18 protein-coding genes and 5 tRNA genes are annotated in these 15244 nt (G+C 70.6%); 17 read left to right on the forward strand and 6 right to left on the reverse strand.

Features of this window, described 5'->3' with window-relative positions; all coding sequences use genetic code 11:
• The first annotated feature begins 18 nt into the window (after positions 1 to 18).
• The 9 genes from IEZ05_RS27845 (at position 19) to IEZ05_RS27885 (ending at position 4470) form a co-directional block, all read left to right on the forward strand.
• Positions 19 to 795, forward strand: a complete 777-nt coding sequence (locus tag IEZ05_RS27845; protein WP_189233026.1) for a fumarylacetoacetate hydrolase family protein — start codon at positions 19 to 21, stop codon at positions 793 to 795.
• Entirely contained in the window at positions 788 to 2272 is a 1485-nt protein-coding gene (gltX, locus tag IEZ05_RS27850) for a glutamate--tRNA ligase (protein WP_189233027.1), read from the forward strand. Before IEZ05_RS27845 ends, gltX begins: the two co-directional genes overlap by 8 nt.
• Positions 2273 to 2397: 125 nt before the next feature.
• A complete protein-coding gene (locus IEZ05_RS27855; protein WP_189233028.1) occupies positions 2398 to 3072 on the forward strand; it encodes a DUF4241 domain-containing protein in 675 nt (224 codons plus the stop codon).
• Between the two features lie 58 nt (positions 3073 to 3130).
• Complete coding sequence (locus IEZ05_RS27860) at positions 3131 to 3865, forward strand: HAD family hydrolase (protein ID WP_189233029.1); 735 nt, start codon at positions 3131 to 3133, stop codon at positions 3863 to 3865.
• Between the two features lie 92 nt (positions 3866 to 3957).
• Positions 3958 to 4029 (forward strand) — tRNA-Gln (locus IEZ05_RS27865).
• A gap of 39 nt (positions 4030 to 4068) precedes the next feature.
• Positions 4069 to 4141: transfer RNA gene (locus IEZ05_RS27870), tRNA-Glu, on the forward strand.
• 62 nt (positions 4142 to 4203) lie between these two features.
• A tRNA-Glu gene (locus tag IEZ05_RS27875) sits at positions 4204 to 4276 on the forward strand.
• A 21-nt stretch (positions 4277 to 4297) separates the two neighbouring features.
• Positions 4298 to 4369, forward strand: a tRNA-Gln gene (locus IEZ05_RS27880).
• Positions 4370 to 4397: 28 nt separating this feature from the next.
• Positions 4398 to 4470: transfer RNA gene (locus IEZ05_RS27885), tRNA-Glu, on the forward strand.
• Positions 4471 to 4516: 46 nt separating this feature from the next.
• On the opposite strand, the gene IEZ05_RS27890 is transcribed toward IEZ05_RS27885, so the two are convergent.
• The gene (locus IEZ05_RS27890) at positions 4517 to 5161 is read right to left on the reverse strand and encodes a MerR family transcriptional regulator (RefSeq protein WP_189233030.1); all 645 of its coding nucleotides are present in this window, start codon (positions 5159 to 5161) and stop codon (positions 4517 to 4519) included.
• 81 nt (positions 5162 to 5242) lie between these two features.
• Here IEZ05_RS27890 and IEZ05_RS27895 point away from each other — a divergent pair, with 81 nt between their 5' ends.
• Entirely contained in the window at positions 5243 to 5782 is a 540-nt protein-coding gene (locus tag IEZ05_RS27895; protein ID WP_189233031.1) for a DUF4188 domain-containing protein, read from the forward strand.
• A 65-nt stretch (positions 5783 to 5847) separates the two neighbouring features.
• Here IEZ05_RS27895 and ndgR read toward each other — a convergent pair whose 3' ends face one another.
• On the reverse strand, positions 5848 to 6564 hold the full coding sequence (gene ndgR, locus IEZ05_RS27900) for an IclR family transcriptional regulator NdgR (protein ID WP_010984119.1): 717 nt from the start codon (positions 6562 to 6564) through the stop codon (positions 5848 to 5850).
• Positions 6565 to 6760: 196 nt separating this feature from the next.
• On the opposite strand from ndgR, the gene leuC reads away from it, so the two are divergent.
• The 4 genes from leuC to IEZ05_RS27920 all read left to right on the forward strand — a co-directional run bounded on the left by leuC (position 6761) and on the right by IEZ05_RS27920 (position 10087).
• Positions 6761 to 8188: a 3-isopropylmalate dehydratase large subunit gene (leuC, locus tag IEZ05_RS27905; RefSeq protein ID WP_189233032.1), complete on the forward strand. Its 1428-nt coding sequence runs from the start codon at positions 6761 to 6763 to the stop codon at positions 8186 to 8188.
• Positions 8189 to 8193: 5 nt separating this feature from the next.
• Positions 8194 to 8787: a 3-isopropylmalate dehydratase small subunit gene (gene leuD, locus IEZ05_RS27910; protein ID WP_189233033.1), complete on the forward strand. Its 594-nt coding sequence runs from the start codon at positions 8194 to 8196 to the stop codon at positions 8785 to 8787.
• Between the two features lie 273 nt (positions 8788 to 9060).
• Entirely contained in the window at positions 9061 to 9291 is a 231-nt protein-coding gene (locus IEZ05_RS27915; RefSeq protein ID WP_189233034.1) for an SCO5555 family protein, read from the forward strand.
• A 136-nt stretch (positions 9292 to 9427) separates the two neighbouring features.
• Positions 9428 to 10087: an HU family DNA-binding protein gene (locus IEZ05_RS27920; protein ID WP_189233035.1), complete on the forward strand. Its 660-nt coding sequence runs from the start codon at positions 9428 to 9430 to the stop codon at positions 10085 to 10087.
• Positions 10088 to 10180: 93 nt separating this feature from the next.
• Here IEZ05_RS27920 and IEZ05_RS27925 read toward each other — a convergent pair whose 3' ends face one another.
• Positions 10181 to 10384 (reverse strand): hypothetical protein, encoded by a 204-nt coding sequence (locus tag IEZ05_RS27925; protein WP_189233036.1) that lies wholly within the window; start codon positions 10382 to 10384, stop codon positions 10181 to 10183.
• 9 nt (positions 10385 to 10393) lie between these two features.
• Positions 10394 to 11032 (reverse strand): 2-phospho-L-lactate guanylyltransferase, encoded by a 639-nt coding sequence (gene cofC, locus IEZ05_RS27930; RefSeq protein ID WP_189233037.1) that lies wholly within the window; start codon positions 11030 to 11032, stop codon positions 10394 to 10396.
• Positions 11033 to 11175: 143 nt separating this feature from the next.
• On the opposite strand from cofC, the gene IEZ05_RS27935 reads away from it, so the two are divergent.
• From IEZ05_RS27935 to IEZ05_RS27945, 3 genes are all read left to right on the forward strand, one after another.
• Positions 11176 to 12012 carry a lysophospholipid acyltransferase family protein gene (locus tag IEZ05_RS27935; protein ID WP_189233038.1) on the forward strand — a complete coding sequence of 279 codons (837 nt, stop codon included), beginning with the start codon at positions 11176 to 11178 and terminating at the stop codon, positions 12010 to 12012.
• Complete coding sequence (locus tag IEZ05_RS27940) at positions 12009 to 13019, forward strand: NAD(P)H-dependent glycerol-3-phosphate dehydrogenase (RefSeq protein ID WP_189233039.1); 1011 nt, start codon at positions 12009 to 12011, stop codon at positions 13017 to 13019. The genes IEZ05_RS27935 and IEZ05_RS27940 overlap by 4 nt, the downstream gene beginning before the upstream one ends.
• Before the next feature lie 92 nt (positions 13020 to 13111).
• Positions 13112 to 14269, forward strand: coding sequence for a D-alanine--D-alanine ligase family protein (locus IEZ05_RS27945; RefSeq protein WP_189233040.1), 1158 nt, complete (start codon positions 13112 to 13114; stop codon positions 14267 to 14269).
• A gap of 31 nt (positions 14270 to 14300) precedes the next feature.
• On the opposite strand, the gene IEZ05_RS27950 is transcribed toward IEZ05_RS27945, so the two are convergent.
• Entirely contained in the window at positions 14301 to 14783 is a 483-nt protein-coding gene (locus IEZ05_RS27950) for a DUF3515 domain-containing protein (protein ID WP_189233041.1), read from the reverse strand.
• 20 nt (positions 14784 to 14803) lie between these two features.
• Complete coding sequence (locus IEZ05_RS27955; RefSeq protein WP_019328745.1) at positions 14804 to 15037, reverse strand: Lrp/AsnC family transcriptional regulator; 234 nt, start codon at positions 15035 to 15037, stop codon at positions 14804 to 14806.
• Between the last annotated feature and the right edge of the window lie 207 nt (positions 15038 to 15244).

A 15244-nucleotide genomic window follows, 5' to 3' on the forward strand; every position in this document is an offset into this window, starting at 1 on the left:
CAAGGGGCCACACCACCCGTGCGCATCGCCAGGTTCTCCATCGACGGAAACGTCGCCTTCGGCGCGGTCGAGGGCGACCAGCCGGACGAGCTCGTCCTCGACATCATCAAGGGCATCCCCTTCGCGGACTTCGAGCTCTCCGGCACCAAGGTGCCGCTGAGCAAGGTACGGCTGCTGCCGCCGGTGCTCCCCAACAAGGTCGTGGCCTTCGGCCGCAACTACGCGGAGCACGCCCGCGAACTCGGCAACGAGGTGCCCGACGCCCCGTTCGCCTTCTTCAAGCCGTCCACCTCGGTCATCGGCCCCGGCGACGCCATCCAGTACCCCTCCTTCTCCGAGGAACTGCACCACGAGGCCGAGCTCGCCGTCGTCATCGGCCGCATGTGCCGCGAGGTCCCGCGCGACCGCGTCAAGGACGTCATCCTCGGCTACACCTGCGCCAACGACATCACCGCCCGCGACGTGCAGCGCCGCGAGAAGCAGTGGGCCCGCGCCAAGGGCTTCGACTCCTCCTGCCCGCTCGGCCCCTGGGTGGAGACGGACCTCGACCCGGACGACCTGACGATCCAGCTCACGGTCAACGGCGCCCAGCGCCAGCTCGGCCGCACCAGCGAGATGATCCACCCCATCGCGGACCTGATCGTCAACATCTCCGAGGCCATGACGCTGCTCCCCGGCGACGTGATCCTCACGGGCACCCCGGCCGGAGTCGGCCCCCTCAACGTCGGCGACGAAGTCGCCGTCACCATCGAAGGCATCGGCACTCTCACCAACAAGGTTGTCAAGCGTGGCTAGCGCACCCGGCTCCCCCGTACGCGTCCGATTCTGTCCGTCCCCCACCGGTAACCCCCACGTGGGCCTGGTCCGCACCGCCCTGTTCAACTGGGCGTTCGCCAAGCACCACCAGGGCACGCTGGTCTTCCGCATCGAGGACACCGACGCGGCCCGCGACTCCGAGGAGTCGTACAACCAGCTGCTCGACTCGCTGCGCTGGCTGGGCTTCGACTGGGACGAGGGCCCCGAGGTCGGCGGCCCGCACGCGCCGTACCGCCAGTCGCAGCGGATGGACATCTACCGGGACGTCGCCCGGAAGCTGCTCGACGCCGGCCACGCCTACCACTGCTACTGCTCCCAGGAGGAGCTGGACACCCGCCGCGAGGCCGCCCGCGCCGCCGGCAAGCCCTCCGGCTACGACGGCCACTGCCGCGACCTGAGCGCCGCGCAGGTCGAGGAGTACCGGGCCCAGGGCCGCGAGCCGATCGTCCGCTTCCGGATGCCCGACGAGACGGTCACCTTCACCGACCTGGTCCGCGGCGAGATCACGTACCTCCCGGAGAACGTCCCGGACTACGGCATCGTCCGCGCCAACGGTGCGCCTCTCTACACGCTGGTCAACCCGGTCGACGACGCCCTGATGGAGATCACCCACGTCCTGCGCGGCGAGGACCTGCTCTCCTCCACCCCCCGCCAGATCGCCCTGTACAAGGCGCTGATCGAGCTCGGCGTCGCCAAGGAGATCCCGGCCTTCGGGCACCTGCCGTACGTGATGGGCGAGGGCAACAAGAAGCTCTCCAAGCGCGACCCGCAGTCGAGCCTCAACCTCTACCGCGAGCGCGGCTTCCTCCCGGAGGGCCTGCTCAACTACCTCTCCCTGCTCGGCTGGTCGCTCTCCGCCGACCAGGACATCTTCACGATCGACGAGATGGTCGCCGCCTTCGACATCTCCGACGTGAACCCCAACCCGGCCCGCTTCGACCTGAAGAAGTGCGAGGCGATCAACGCCGACCACATCCGCATGCTCGAGGTGAAGGACTTCACCGAGCGCTGCCGCCCCTGGCTGAAGGCCCCCGCCGCACCCTGGGCGCCCGAGGACTTCGACGAGGCCAAGTGGCAGGCCATCGCGCCGCACGCGCAGACCCGTCTGAAGGTCCTCTCCGAGATCACGGACAACGTCGACTTCCTCTTCCTGCCGGAGCCGGTCTTCGACGAGGCCAGCTGGGCCAAGGCCATGAAGGAGGGCTCGGACGCCCTGCTGAGCACGGCCCGCGAGAAGCTGGACGCGGCCGACTGGACGTCCCCGGAGTCCCTCAAGGAGGCCGTCCTGTCCGCCGGCGAGGCCCACGGCCTCAAGCTCGGCAAGGCCCAGGCCCCCGTCCGCGTCGCCGTCACCGGCCGCACGGTCGGCCTGCCCCTCTTCGAGTCCCTTGAGGTCCTGGGCAAGGAGAAGGCGCTGGCCCGCATCGACGCGGCGCTGGCGAGGCTCGCGGCGTAACGCCCGTACCCGCGCGAGGGGCGGCACCCGGACCGGGTGCCGCCCCTTCGCCGTCGGCGCCGATGTCGGTGGGTCCGGCTACGGTTCGACCCACTGAGTTCCTTGATCATGGAAGGCGCGCCGTCATGCCGATGTCCCCTAACGACTACACCTGGCTGTTCACGCCGGGCAGCACGTTCAGCCACCCCTCCGGGACCACCGGCGTGATCCACGTGGCCGACGGCGGCGAGCTGGACCTGCCCACCGGCCGGATCGTCGCCTGCGACCCCTTCGTGTACCTCGGCACCGGGGACATCGAGCCCTTCACGGTCACGGTCGCCCCCGGCCGCTACCGCGTCGAGGCCGCCGTCGCCACCCTCACCCGCCCCGGCGAAGCCCCGTCCGGCCGCCCCCACCGCCGGGTGGCGGCGGCACGCCTGGTCATCCGCGACGAACCCACCGTGACCTGGGAGTTGGCCCTGCGCCCCGGCCAGGACCCGGCCGACCTCGGCGACGACGAGTTCTACGGCTACGGCGTCGACGCCGGCACCGGCTGCTTCTACGACGCCTCGGCCGAAGAGGGCTTCCCCGAGGCGCAGGAGGACGAGGGGCCGCTGTGGGACGCCTTCGAGGACAGTGAGTGGTCGGAGGGGCCCCACCTCGTCACGTCCCCCGGCACCGGGCACACCCTGGCCGCCTTCACCTCGGGCTGGGGCGACGGGGCCTATCCCACCTGGACGGGCCGCTGCGCCGACGGCGAGGTCACATGCTTCGTCACCGACTTCTTCGTGGCCCCGGCCGCGTCCGACGCCCTGGTCTGACCGGCCCGCGCGGCCCGATCGCCCGACACGCCCCGGTACCCCGCGTTACCGTCGGATCATGAGCATTCGCGCCGTGGTCTGGGACGTCGACGACACCCTCTTCGACTACACCACCGCCGACCGCGAGGGCATGCGCGCCCACCTGGTGGCCGAGGGCCTGCTCGCCGGGTACGGGTCGGCCGAGGAGGCCCTCGTGCGCTGGCGCGAGATCACCGACCGGCAGTGGGCCCGCTTCTCCGCCGGCGAGGTGGACTTCGTCACACAGCGGCGCGACCGCACCCGGGTCTTCCTGGGCCGCCCGGACCTGACGGACGCCGAGGCCGACGACTGGTTCCAGCGCTACGTCACGCACTACGAGGCCGCCTGGTCCCTCTTCCCCGACGTCCTGCCGGTCCTCGACGCCCTCTCCGCCAGCCACCGACACGCCGTGCTGTCCAACTCCAGTCTGACCGTCCAGGACCGCAAGCTGCGGGTCCTCGGCGTGCACGACCGTTTCGAGGCGATCCTGTGCGCCGCCGAGCTGGGCGTCTCCAAGCCCGAGCCCGGCGCCTTCCTGGCGGCCTGTGAGGCCCTGTCGCTGGCCCCTGACCAGGTCGCTTACGTCGGCGACCACCCGGAGATCGACGGACGCGGCGCCCACGACGCCGGCCTGCTGTCGGTCTGGATCGACCGCGGCGGCGCCTACGCGACCGTCGACCCGCCCGCCGGGCCGCGCCGTATCGCGTCCCTCTCCGAACTCCCCGCGCTCCTCCGCGCCGATACCCGTTTTGGAGCCCCGTCCACCTTCAGGTAATGTTCTTCCTGCGCCGCCGGGGAGCGGGCCGAAAGGCCGGAAACCGGAAGCGCAACGCTAGAACAAGATCCCCGCAGGGGCTTGCGTTCCAGTGGCCTATGGTGTAATTGGCAGCACGACTGATTCTGGTTCAGTTAGTCTTGGTTCGAGTCCAGGTAGGCCAGCTCGCAGAGCTCATCTGCATCGCGGAGACCATCCGCAAAGCCCCCGTTGTGTAGCGGCCTAGCACGCTGCCCTCTCAAGGCAGTAGCGCCGGTTCGAATCCGGTCGGGGGTACAGATCCTTCCCGCGAGGACAGCAAGGGTAGCTCCCGCTGACTTCGATGCAGGATCGCTAGGGCCCCCGTTGTGTAGCGGCCTAGCACGCCGCCCTCTCAAGGCGGTAGCGCCGGTTCGAATCCGGTCGGGGGTACTGACTGGTCTAAACCATCATTGGTCTATGGTGTAATTGGCAGCACGACTGATTCTGGTTCAGTTAGTCTTGGTTCGAGTCCAGGTAGACCAGCTCGGACCTGCGGAAACGCAGCGTCCATGCCCCCGTTGTGTAGCGGCCTAGCACGCCGCCCTCTCAAGGCGGTAGCGCCGGTTCGAATCCGGTCGGGGGTACGAGTCCCAAGGGGGCTCCCGCGCAAGCGGGAGCCCCCTTCGGCGTTCATTCGATGCCGTACCGCCGCGCCGACTCCTCCTCCTGGGCCAGCCGGTGCAGCGCCCGCAGCACGGGCTGGAAGAGCACCGCCGCCGCGACCGCCAGCTCGACCCTCTCCTCCTCCGAGGCCCGGCTCTCCATGAAGTCCAGGTCCCGCCGGGCCACCTCGTGCATCAACTCCCCGTACGGCGCCATCAGTTCCGCGTCCCACGGAAAGTCCAGCCGCCGCAGCGCGGCCACCGCCACCACCAGCGAGCGGTGCACCGGGGAGAGGGGCGCCAGTTCCCGCGCGGTCTCCCAGCCCAGCATCTCCAGCAGGCGGTCCACCTCCGCCCGCGCCGCCACCACGGCCGGGTCCTCCTCGTCCGGCTCGGGGTCCTGCGGCAGCGCCCACAGGGCCGCCCCCAGCCGGATCGAGCGGCCCAGGGAGTCGTCGTCGACGTGCCCGAGCACCTCCCGCGCGGTCGCCACCGGCACCTTGCCCACCTGGATCAGCGCCCGCACCAGACGCAACCGGCGCAGATGTTCCTCGCCGTACTCGGCCGTCGTCGCGTTGACCTGCCGGCCCGGCGGCAACAGGCCCTCGCGCAGGTAGTACTTGATCGTCGCGGTGGAGACCCCGCTGCGCTTGCTCAGATCGGCCAGTCGCATCCCTTGCGCCTTTCATCGGATACCGCCACTATCCAAGCATGGGGCACTGGACAGTGCCGCTCACCAACACGGGGAGGCGCCATGCCTGGCCAGTCCGTCACCGCGGGCCGTACCACCGCCGCCGCCGAGGGGGAGGTGACCGTCCTGCTGATCGGCATGAGGATCAACCGGTTCTGGGCGGTGCACCACTGGCTGCCGGTCCTCCTCGCCATGCTCCGCATGCTGCGCGAGCTGAAGAAGGCCCCGGACCAGGGGCTCCTGGGGTACGTCCTGCTGACGGCGTCGCCGCGCACGTACTACGTCGTCCAGTACTGGGAGTCCAAGAACAAGCTCTACCGCTACGCGCACTCGCCCGACATGTTCCACCACCGGGCCTGGGCGGTCGTCAACCGCAAGGAGCGGGCGGGGAAGGTGCGGCAGCACGTGGGGCTGTGGCACGAGGCGTACGTCGTGCCCGAGGGGTCGTACGAGTCGGTCTACGCCGACATGCCGGCCTTCGGGCTCGCGGCGGCCCACGGGCAGGTGCCGGTCGAGGAGCGGGGCAGGCGCGCGCGGGACCGGTTCGCGTACCGGTCGCGGGAGAAGGCGGACCCCGGGAAAGCCGCCTCGCGGGAGGCGTGAGACCGGGGGAGGGCCTGCCGCGGCGTTGAGGCGGGCCCTTCCCGGTCGGATGCCGGCGGGGTGCGTCAGCCGGTGCGGCGCAGGGCCTCGGAGAGACGGCCGGCGGCGTCGATGACCGCCTGGGCGTGCATCCGGCCCGGGTGGCGGGTCAGGCGCTCGATGGGACCGGAGACCGAGACGGCGGCCACCACGCGGTTGGAGGGGCCACGCACCGGAGCGGAGACGGACGCGACGCCGGGCTCCCGCTCGCCGATGGACTGGGCCCAGCCCCGGCGGCGGACGCCGGACAGCGCCGTCGCCGTGAAGCGGGCCCCCTGCAGGCCGCGGTGCAGCCGCTCGGGCTCCTCCCAGGCCATCAGGATCTGCGCCGAGGAGCCGGCCTTCATGGTGAGCGTGGAGCCGACCGGGACGGTGTCCCGCAGGCCCGACAGGCGCTCGGCCGCCGCCACGCAGATGCGCATGTCGCCCTGGCGGCGGTAGAGCTGGGCGCTCTCGCCCGTGACGTCACGGAGGTGGGTGAGCACCGGGCCCGCCGTGGCGAGCAGACGGTCCTCGCCGGCCGCCGCGGCCAGTTCGGCCAGGCGGGGGCCGAGAATGAAACGGCCCTGCATGTCGCGCGCCACCATACGGTGGTGTTCCAGCGCCACGGCCAGGCGGTGGGCCGTGGGTCGTGCCAGTCCGGTCGCCGCGACCAACCCCGCGAGGGTGGCCGGACCGGACTCCAGAGCGCTCAGGACGAGGGCCGCCTTGTCCAGAACGCCGACGCCGCTACTGTTGTCCATGCAACGATACTCCCGTCTCACTCTGTGAAACGCAAGTTCAATTTTCCGTGGAACCCGCCACTCTTGATGGCACGAAGTCACAAACGGCCCGTGACGAAAGGGCCTGGCGGCGGTTGCCCGGAATCAGGGGTGAGGGCGCTGCCTCCTCAAGATCTCTAGTTGGGTCGGCGCGTTGTCGCCGACCGGAGGGAAAGCGATGGGTAGGACACTCGCGGAGAAGGTCTGGGACGACCACGTCGTCCGGCGCGCCGAGGGCGAGCCCGACCTCCTCTTCATCGATCTGCACCTGCTGCACGAGGTGACCAGCCCGCAGGCCTTCGACGGCCTCCGTAAGAGCGGCCGCCCGGTGCGCCGGCTCGACCTGACCATCGCCACCGAGGACCACAACACCCCCACGCTGGACATCGACAAGCCCATCGCGGACCCGGTCTCCCGGGCACAGCTGGAGACGCTCCGCAAGAACTGCGCGGACTTCGGCGTCCGGCTGCACCCGCTGGGCGACGTCGAGCAGGGCGTCGTGCACGTCGTCGGCCCGCAGCTGGGTCTGACCCAGCCCGGCACCACCGTGGTCTGCGGTGACTCGCACACCTCCACGCACGGCGCCTTCGGCGCGCTGGCGTTCGGCATCGGCACCTCCCAGGTCGAGCACGTGCTCGCCACCCAGACGCTGCCCATGGCCCGCCCGAAGACCATGGCGATCACCGTCAACGGTGAGCTGCCGGACGGGGTCACGGCCAAGGACCTGATCCTCGCGATCATCGCGAAGATCGGCACCGGCGGCGGCCAGGGCTACATCCTGGAGTACCGCGGCGAGGCCATCGAGAAGCTCTCGATGGAGGCCCGGATGACCATCTGCAACATGTCGATCGAGGCCGGCGCCCGCGCGGGCATGATCGCCCCCGACGAGACCACCTTCGCCTACCTCCAGGGACGCCCGCACGCCCCCGAGGGCGCGGACTGGGACGCGGCCGTCGAGTACTGGAAGACGCTGCGCACCGACGACGACGCCGAGTTCGACGCCGAGGTCGTCATCGAGGCCGCCGAGCTGTCGCCGTTCGTCACCTGGGGCACCAACCCGGGCCAGGGCGCGCCGCTTTCCGCCGCCGTCCCCGACCCGGCTTCGTACGAAGACGCCTCGGAGCGCTTCGCCGCCGAAAAGGCCCTGGAGTACATGGGGTTGGAGGCTGGCCAGCCGCTGCGCTCCATCAAGGTGGACACCGTCTTCGTAGGTTCCTGCACCAACGGCCGCATCGAGGACCTGCGCGCCGCCGCCGAGATCGTCCGGGACCGCAAAGTCGCCGACGGCGTACGGATGCTGGTCGTCCCCGGCTCCGCGCGGGTGGGCCTGCAGGCCGTCTCCGAGGGCCTGGACGTCGTCTTCAAGGAGGCCGGCGCCGAGTGGCGGCACGCGGGCTGCTCGATGTGTCTGGGCATGAACCCGGACCAGCTGGCCCCGGGTGAGCGCTCCGCGTCCACCTCCAACCGCAACTTCGAGGGGCGGCAGGGCAAGGGCGGCCGCACCCACCTGGTGTCGCCGCAGGTCGCGGCCGCGACGGCCGTACTGGGCCACCTGGCCTCCCCGGCCGACCTGTCCGCCGACGCCCCCACGCCCGCTGGAGTCTGAGAGTCATGGAAGCATTCACCACGCACACCGGCCGGGCCGTCCCGCTGCGCCGCAGCAACGTGGACACCGACCAGATCATCCCCGCCCACTGGCTCAAGAAGGTGACGCGGGACGGATTCGAGGACGGGCTGTTCGAGGCCTGGCGCAAGGACCCGTCCTTCATCCTCAACCAGCCCGAGCGGCAGGGCGCGACCGTCCTGGTCGCCGGCCCCGACTTCGGCACCGGCTCCTCGCGCGAGCACGCCGTCTGGGCGCTGCAGAACTACGGCTTCAAGACCGTGATCTCGTCCCGCTTCGCCGACATCTTCCGCGGCAACTCGCTGAAGAACGGCCTGCTCACGGTGGTCATCGACCAGAAGATCGTGGACGCGCTGTGGGAGCTCACGGAGAAGGACCCCGAGGCCGAGATCACCGTCGACCTCGAGGCCCGCGAGGTGCGCGCCGAGGGCATCACCGCCTCCTTCGAGCTGGACGAGAACTCCCGCTGGCGGCTGCTGAACGGGCTGGACGACATCTCGATCACCCTCCAGAACGAGGCCGACATCGCCGCCTACGAGGCGAAGCGCCCGTCGTACAAGCCGCAGACGCTCCAGGTCTGACCCGCGGCCCCTCCGGTCGCGCACAAGGTCGAGTTTCGGCCACTCAACGCCCCCTCCGTACCCCCGATCAGCCCGATCGGGGGTACGGCCGTGTCCGGGCCCGGTGCGGGCTCGAAGCCGTCGGTCGAAAGCTCAACTTCCCACGTTACGGCTGTGATTGGTGGGGTAGACGAGGTGTGGAACCTTGCACTCCGCAGGTGCCCGGATGGCCGTTCGGGGCGGCAGTTGCCCCCTGCGCAGGCGACAACTCGCCCCAGATGGCACAATCTGTGCATGGAACACGACGGCCAACTCGAGCTCTATGCGGCGGTCGCGATCCGGCTGAAAGAAGCGCACACAAGAGTGCGCGCACTGCAAGTCCCGGAGGGCGTACGGATGGCGCTGACCCGGAAGCTGCTGGTCATTACGGCCGCGGCCAAACACGATCTCGCCGGTGCGGCAAGGCGTCTGGACCGGTTCACCGCGGACCTCGACGAGGGTCGATTCCCCGACGAGGAACGCTGAACAGGCCGAGACCGCCGAGTCCGTTGCGGCACAAGGGTGATTAGCCCGTTTCGTGTTTGATTTGCGGTATATATCTGCCTAACGTGCGAAAAGGCTTGAACACATTCGTTCTGGCGATGTCTCCGAAGGGGAAGACGTGAACAAGGCGCAGCTCGTAGAAGCGATTGCCGACAAGCTCGGTGGCAGGCAGCAGGCCGCCGACGCTGTCGACGCGGTCCTGGACGCCCTCGTCCGTGCGGTGGTCGCGGGGGACCGGGTCTCGGTCACCGGCTTCGGTTCCTTCGAGAAGGTCGACCGTCCGGCCCGCTACGCCCGCAACCCCCAGACGGGCGAGCGGGTTCGGGTCAAGAAGACCTCGGTGCCGCGCTTCCGCGCGGGTCAGGGCTTCAAGGACCTGGTGAGCGGCTCGAAGAAGCTCCCGAAGAACGACATCGCGGTCAAGAAGGCCCCCAAGGGCAGCCTGTCCGGCCCGCCGCCCACCATCTCCAAGGCCGCGGGCAAGAAGGCCGCCGCCAAGAAGGCGACCGGTGCGGCGAAGAAGGCCACGGGCGCGGCGAAGAAGACCAGCGCGGCGGCCAAGAAGACGACGGCCAAGAAGACCGCCGGCGCCGCCAAGGCGACGACGGCGAAGAAGGCCCCCGCCAAGAAGTCCGCCGCCAAGAGCACCACGGCCGCGGCGAAGAAGACGACGGCCAAGAAGGCCCCCGCGAAGAAGGCGACGGCCACGAAGGCCCCTGCCAAGAAGTCGACCGCCCGCAAGACCACCGCCAAGAAGGCCACCGCCCGCAAGAAGTAACGGGCACAGGGCACAGGGGCACCCACGCGCCGGGCCGGACTCCCTCGGGAGTCCGGCCCGCGGCGTGTCCGGGGCCGTACGGCGCCCGGCCGGTCAGAACGTGTGGAGCGTCACCAGCGTGATCCGGCGGTCCGCGCCCGACCCCTCGGTCTCGACGCGCACCCGCTGCCCGGGCCGCAGCAGCCGGAGACCCCCCGCGTCGAACGCCGCGGCGTCGAAGGGCACCGGGGTGCCGTCGTCGAGCAGTACCTGCCCGCTGCGGCTGTCGGGGTCGTACGTGTATGCGGTCGCCTGCATGTCCGCAGCCTACTGCCCGGCGATCAGCAACCGCGCCGCCACCGCGGCCGTATGAGGTCCCACCCCCAGCGCCAGCGCGGTCCGCAGGTCGCCGCCGGTGTCGACGTCCTGCCGGACGGAATCCACCGCGTCGAGACGCAGTTCCACCGCGCCGGACGCGCGGTGGCGGGTCCGGGAATCCGGACCGAATGCGGGGGCCAATTCACGGCCCGGCGCGGCGGTCAGCAAAGTCGTTCCGATTCCCGCCGCATCCGGGAGAAAAGCACGCCGGAATTGTGCGGCCGCCCCCAGTACCCGCGTCAATTCCGCCGGCCGCAAAGCGGGAAGATCGGCATTCAGCGCGGCCACCGGGCTTTCGGGGCGGGCCGACCGTACGGCCGCCGCCCCGTGCGCCAGGGCGGCGTTCAGACCGTCGCCCGGCTCGTCCGGAACGACCCGGGCGCCCAGGTTCGCCAGGGCGCGGCCCGCCCGGACGTCGTCCGTGACGACTGCCACATCCGCCACCGCCGGGCAGGCCAGCGCGGCCGCCACGGTGTCCTGCGCGAACGCCAGCGCGAGGCCCGGCCGCACCCCGTCGTCCGCGGTGTCGGCCAGTCTGCTCTTGGCCCGGGCGAGGGTCTTCACGGGCACGACCAAGGTCCACTGCACGGGCGTTCCGTCCTTCTCTCGTCGCCGCCATTGTCACCTGGGGGATCTGGCGGTCCACTCGCCGGGGCGTACGGTGTTCTCGACAGACGGGCGGCCCGGGGCGACACTTGTCCGGCCCCAGGCCCTGGAGGAAAGGTGTCCGCGTGCCCCGCCGCAGAATCGGCTTCTGGTACCGCTTCGCCGCGGTGATCTGCAAACCGCCGCTGGTGGTTCTGATCAAGCGGGACTGGCGGGGAATGGAGAACATGCCGGCCGACGGTGGATTCATCACCGCCGTGAACCACAATTCGCACGTCGACCCCTTCGCGTACGCGCACTACCAGTACAACACCGGTCGCGTGCCGCGATTCCTCGCGAAGAGCGGCCTTTTCCGGAAGGGATTCGTCGGTGCCGCGATGCGCGGCACCGGGCAGATCCCCGTCTACCGCGAGAGCACGGACGCGCTCAGCGCCTTCCGGGCCGCGATCGACGCCGTGGAGCGCGGCGAGTGCGTCGCCTTCTACCCCGAGGGCACCCTCACCCGCGACCCCGACGGCTGGCCGATGACCGCGAAGACCGGTGCCGCGCGCGTCGCCCTGCAGACCAAGTGCCCGGTGATCCCGGTCGCCCAGTGGGGCTGCAACGAACTGCTGCCCCCGTACGCCAAGAAGCCCAACCTGCTGCCGCGCAAGACCCACCGCGTGCTGGCGGGGCCCCCGGTCGACCTGTCGCGCTTCTACGACAAGGAGATGACCGCGGACCTGCTGAAGGAGGCCACGGAGGTCATCATGGCCGCCGTCACCCGCCAGCTGGAGGAGATCCGCGGCGAGAAGGCGCCCGAGACCCCCTACGACCCGCGCCGCGAGCGGATCGAGCAGCGGCGCCGGACGCAGGCACAGGCACGGGCGGCACAGGCACAGGCACGGGCGGCACAGGCAGAGGCACAGGCGGCGCAGGCACAGGCGCCGCAGGGGAAGCAGGCAGAAGGGCAGGGCACGTGAGCAACCCCGTCAAGGCGGCCGTCTTCGGCACCGGATCGTGGGGCACCGCCTTCGGCACGGTCCTCGCCGACGCCGGATGCGACGTGACCCTGTGGGGGCGCCGCGCCGAACTCGCCGACGCCGTCAACTCCACCCGGACCAACCCGGACTACCTGCCCGGCGTCGAACTCCCCGAGAACCTGCGGGCCACGACCGACGCCGCCGAGGCCGCGCGCGGCGCCGACTTCACCGTCCTCGCGGTCCCCTCGCAGACCCTGCGCGCCAACCTCGCCGACTGGACGCCCCTGCTGGCACCCGGCACTGTCCTGGTGTCGCTGATGAAGGGCGTCGAACTCGGCTCAGCGATGCGGATGAGCGAGGTCATCGAGGACGTCGCCAAGGTCGCCGCCGAGCGCATCGCCGTGGTCACCGGCCCCAACCTGGCCCGCGAGATCGCCGCCCGCATGCCGGCCGCCGCCGTGGTCGCCTGCCCCGACGAGGCGGTCGCCCAGCGGCTCCAGACCGCCTGCCACACCGCGTACTTCCGCCCGTACACCAACACCGACGTCATCGGCTGCGAGCTCGGCGGCGCCGTGAAGAACGTGATCGGCCTGGCCGTCGGCATCGCGGACGGCATGGGCCTCGGCGACAACGCCAAGGGGTCGCTCATCACGCGCGGCCTCGCCGAGACCACGCGGCTCGGTGTCGCCCTCGGCGCCGACCCGCTGACCTTCTCCGGACTCGCCGGTCTCGGCGACCTGGTGGCGACCTGCTCCTCGCCGCTGTCCCGCAACCACACCTTCGGCACCAACCTCGGCCGGGGCATGACCCTGGAGGAGACCGTCGCGGTCACCAAGCAGACCGCCGAGGGCGTCAAGTCCTGCGAGTCGGTGCTGGATCTGGCCCGCCGGCACGGCGTCGACATGCCGATCACCGAGACGGTCGTCGCCATCGTGCACGAGGGCAAGCCTCCGGTGGTCGCGGTCAAGGAGCTGATGTCGCGCAGCGCGAAGCCCGAACGACGCTGAGCGACGCCGGACCGGCACCCGGGCGCCACCGGCGCCACGCGGCCCCGCCGACGCTGTCTCGCGGCACTGCGGGCGGGTACTCTCAACGCGATATGAGCACCGAGAACCTCCCCCAGAGCCCCGAGCAGCCGCGTCGCAAACCGCGTGTGGCCGTCGTGTTCGGCGGGCGCAGCTCCGAACACGGGATCTCCGTGGTCACCGCCGGCGCCGTCCTCGCGGCCATCGACCGGACGAAGTACGACGTCCTGCCGATCGGCATCACCCAGGACGGCCGCTGGGCGCTCACCGCCGACGAGCCGGAGCGCATGGCGATCACCGAACGGCGCACCCCGAGCGTCGACCAGCTCGCCGACTCGACCGAGGGCACCGTGGTGCTCCCCGTCGACCCCGCCAACCGCGAAGTCGTCTACAGCGAACCCGGCTCCGTGCCCAAGGCGCTGGGCGAGGTCGACGTCGTCTTCCCCGTGCTGCACGGCCCCTACGGCGAGGACGGCACCCTGCAGGGCCTGCTGGAGCTCTCCGGCGTGCCGTACGTCGGCTCGGGCGTGCTCGCCTCGGCCGTCGGCCAGGACAAGGAGTACATGAAGGCGGTGTTCACCTCCTACGGGCTGAAGGTCGGCCCGTACGTGGTGATCCGGCCCCGGGAGTGGGAGCAGGACCGTTCCGGCGCCCGCAGGAAGATCGTGGAATTCGCCGGCGAGCACGGCTGGCCGCTGTTCGTGAAGCCCGCCCGCGCGGGTTCCTCGATCGGCATCACCAAGGTCGACGACCTCGCCGGGCTCGACGAGGCGATCGAGGAGGCCCGCCGTCACGACCCGAAGATCCTGGTCGAGGCGACCCTGCGCGGCCGGGAGATCGAGTGCGGGGTGCTGGAGTTCGAGGACGGTCCCCGGGCGTCCGTCCCCGCCGAGATCCCGCCGCCGTCGGCGCACGCGTACTACGACTTCGAGGCCAAGTACATCGACTCCACGCCCGGTGTCGTGCCCGCCCCGCTGACGCCCGAGGAGACCGCCGAGGTCCAGCGCCTCGCCGTCGGGGCGTTCGACGCCGCCTCCTGCGAGGGGCTGGTGCGCGCGGACTTCTTCCTCACCGAGGACGGCGAGTTCGTGATCAACGAGATCAACACGATGCCCGGCTTCACGCCGATCTCGATGTACCCGAAGATGTGGGAGGCCACCGGCGTCGGCTACGCGGAGCTGGTGGACCGGCTGGTCCAGGCGGCGCTGCGGCGGTCCACGGGCCTTCGCTGACCCACGACCGACCCCGCTGTCCCAGGCTGTCTCAGAAGGCGATCCCCTCGGGGATCGCCTTCTTCACTGCGGGGGCGAGGTCGACCAACGGCGCCATCCCGCGCCCGGCACGGTCCTTGGGGATGGTCACCTCGACATACGCCTCACGCAGCGTCGTGGTGAACCGGAACGCCCCGTTCTCCTGTTTCTGCAGCTGCCAGCCCACACCGTCGACCTCGACGCCGTCGGCCTCCGGATCGTTCATCTCCGGGGGCCGCTGCACCCCGCAGCGCAGTATGATCAGCGGGTTTCCCCAGCCCGCCGTCAGCCTGGAGGCGGGCTCGGGATCCTCACGGTTCAGGCCGTCCACCGTCGACGGCAGCGCCTTGTCCAGGTTCTGACACAGCTTGGTGACCTTCGCGTCCGGGCTGGGAACCGCCGCCGACACGCTGTCGTCTGCTGAGGAGCAGCCTGCGGCGGCGATCAACAACGCGAGAGCGGGCAGGCGGAGGCGCCGGTGACGGAAGAAGTTCACCGGCCCAGCGTAGACGGGGGCTAGAGATGGACGACCGGGCAGGTCAGGGTGCGGGTGATGCCGTCCACCTGCTGGACCTTGGCAACCACCATGCGGCCCAGCTCGTCGACGGTGTCGGACTGAGCGCGGACAATGACGTCGTACGGTCCCGTCACGTCCTCGGCCTGGATCACTCCAGGGATCTTGCTGATCGTCTCGGCGACGGTCGACGCCTTGCCGACCTCCGTCTGGATCAGGATGTACGCCTGTACCACGAAACCTCCAGAGCGGCCACGAGGATCATGTGGGGAAAAGGAACGCCACGGTATCGCGTCGTCGCTCTCCGCGGGGAGACCCGCGGGACGCGGAGCCCGCGCGCCGGGGTGTTGTGATGACACGAGTTGACGCCCACGCCGACCGTGGCAACGGCCATTTCGACCGTAACCAGGACAGAGATGACGCGCGACCGGGCACGGACAGGG

It is taken from the genome of Streptomyces flaveolus (assembly GCF_014648815.1).
In the GTDB taxonomy this organism is placed as follows: domain Bacteria; phylum Actinomycetota; class Actinomycetes; order Streptomycetales; family Streptomycetaceae; genus Streptomyces; species Streptomyces flaveolus.

Excerpts from the sequence above, each read along its gene's own strand:
- IEZ05_RS27855 (WP_189233028.1), top strand. The coding sequence starts at position 2,398 with ATGCCGATGTCCCCTAACGACTACACCTGGCTGTTCACGCCGGGCAGC.
- IEZ05_RS27860 (WP_189233029.1), top strand. The coding sequence starts at position 3,131 with ATGAGCATTCGCGCCGTGGTCTGGGACGTCGACGACACCCTCTTCGAC.
- IEZ05_RS27890 (WP_189233030.1), bottom strand. The coding sequence starts at position 5,161 with ATGCGACTGGCCGATCTGAGCAAGCGCAGCGGGGTCTCCACCGCGACG.
- IEZ05_RS27895 (WP_189233031.1), top strand. The coding sequence starts at position 5,243 with ATGCCTGGCCAGTCCGTCACCGCGGGCCGTACCACCGCCGCCGCCGAG.
- ndgR (WP_010984119.1), bottom strand. The coding sequence starts at position 6,564 with ATGGACAACAGTAGCGGCGTCGGCGTTCTGGACAAGGCGGCCCTCGTC.
- leuC (WP_189233032.1), top strand. The coding sequence starts at position 6,761 with ATGGGTAGGACACTCGCGGAGAAGGTCTGGGACGACCACGTCGTCCGG.
- leuD (WP_189233033.1), top strand. The coding sequence starts at position 8,194 with ATGGAAGCATTCACCACGCACACCGGCCGGGCCGTCCCGCTGCGCCGC.
- IEZ05_RS27915 (WP_189233034.1), top strand. The coding sequence starts at position 9,061 with ATGGAACACGACGGCCAACTCGAGCTCTATGCGGCGGTCGCGATCCGG.
- IEZ05_RS27925 (WP_189233036.1), bottom strand. The coding sequence starts at position 10,384 with ATGCAGGCGACCGCATACACGTACGACCCCGACAGCCGCAGCGGGCAG.
- IEZ05_RS27945 (WP_189233040.1), top strand. The coding sequence starts at position 13,112 with ATGAGCACCGAGAACCTCCCCCAGAGCCCCGAGCAGCCGCGTCGCAAA.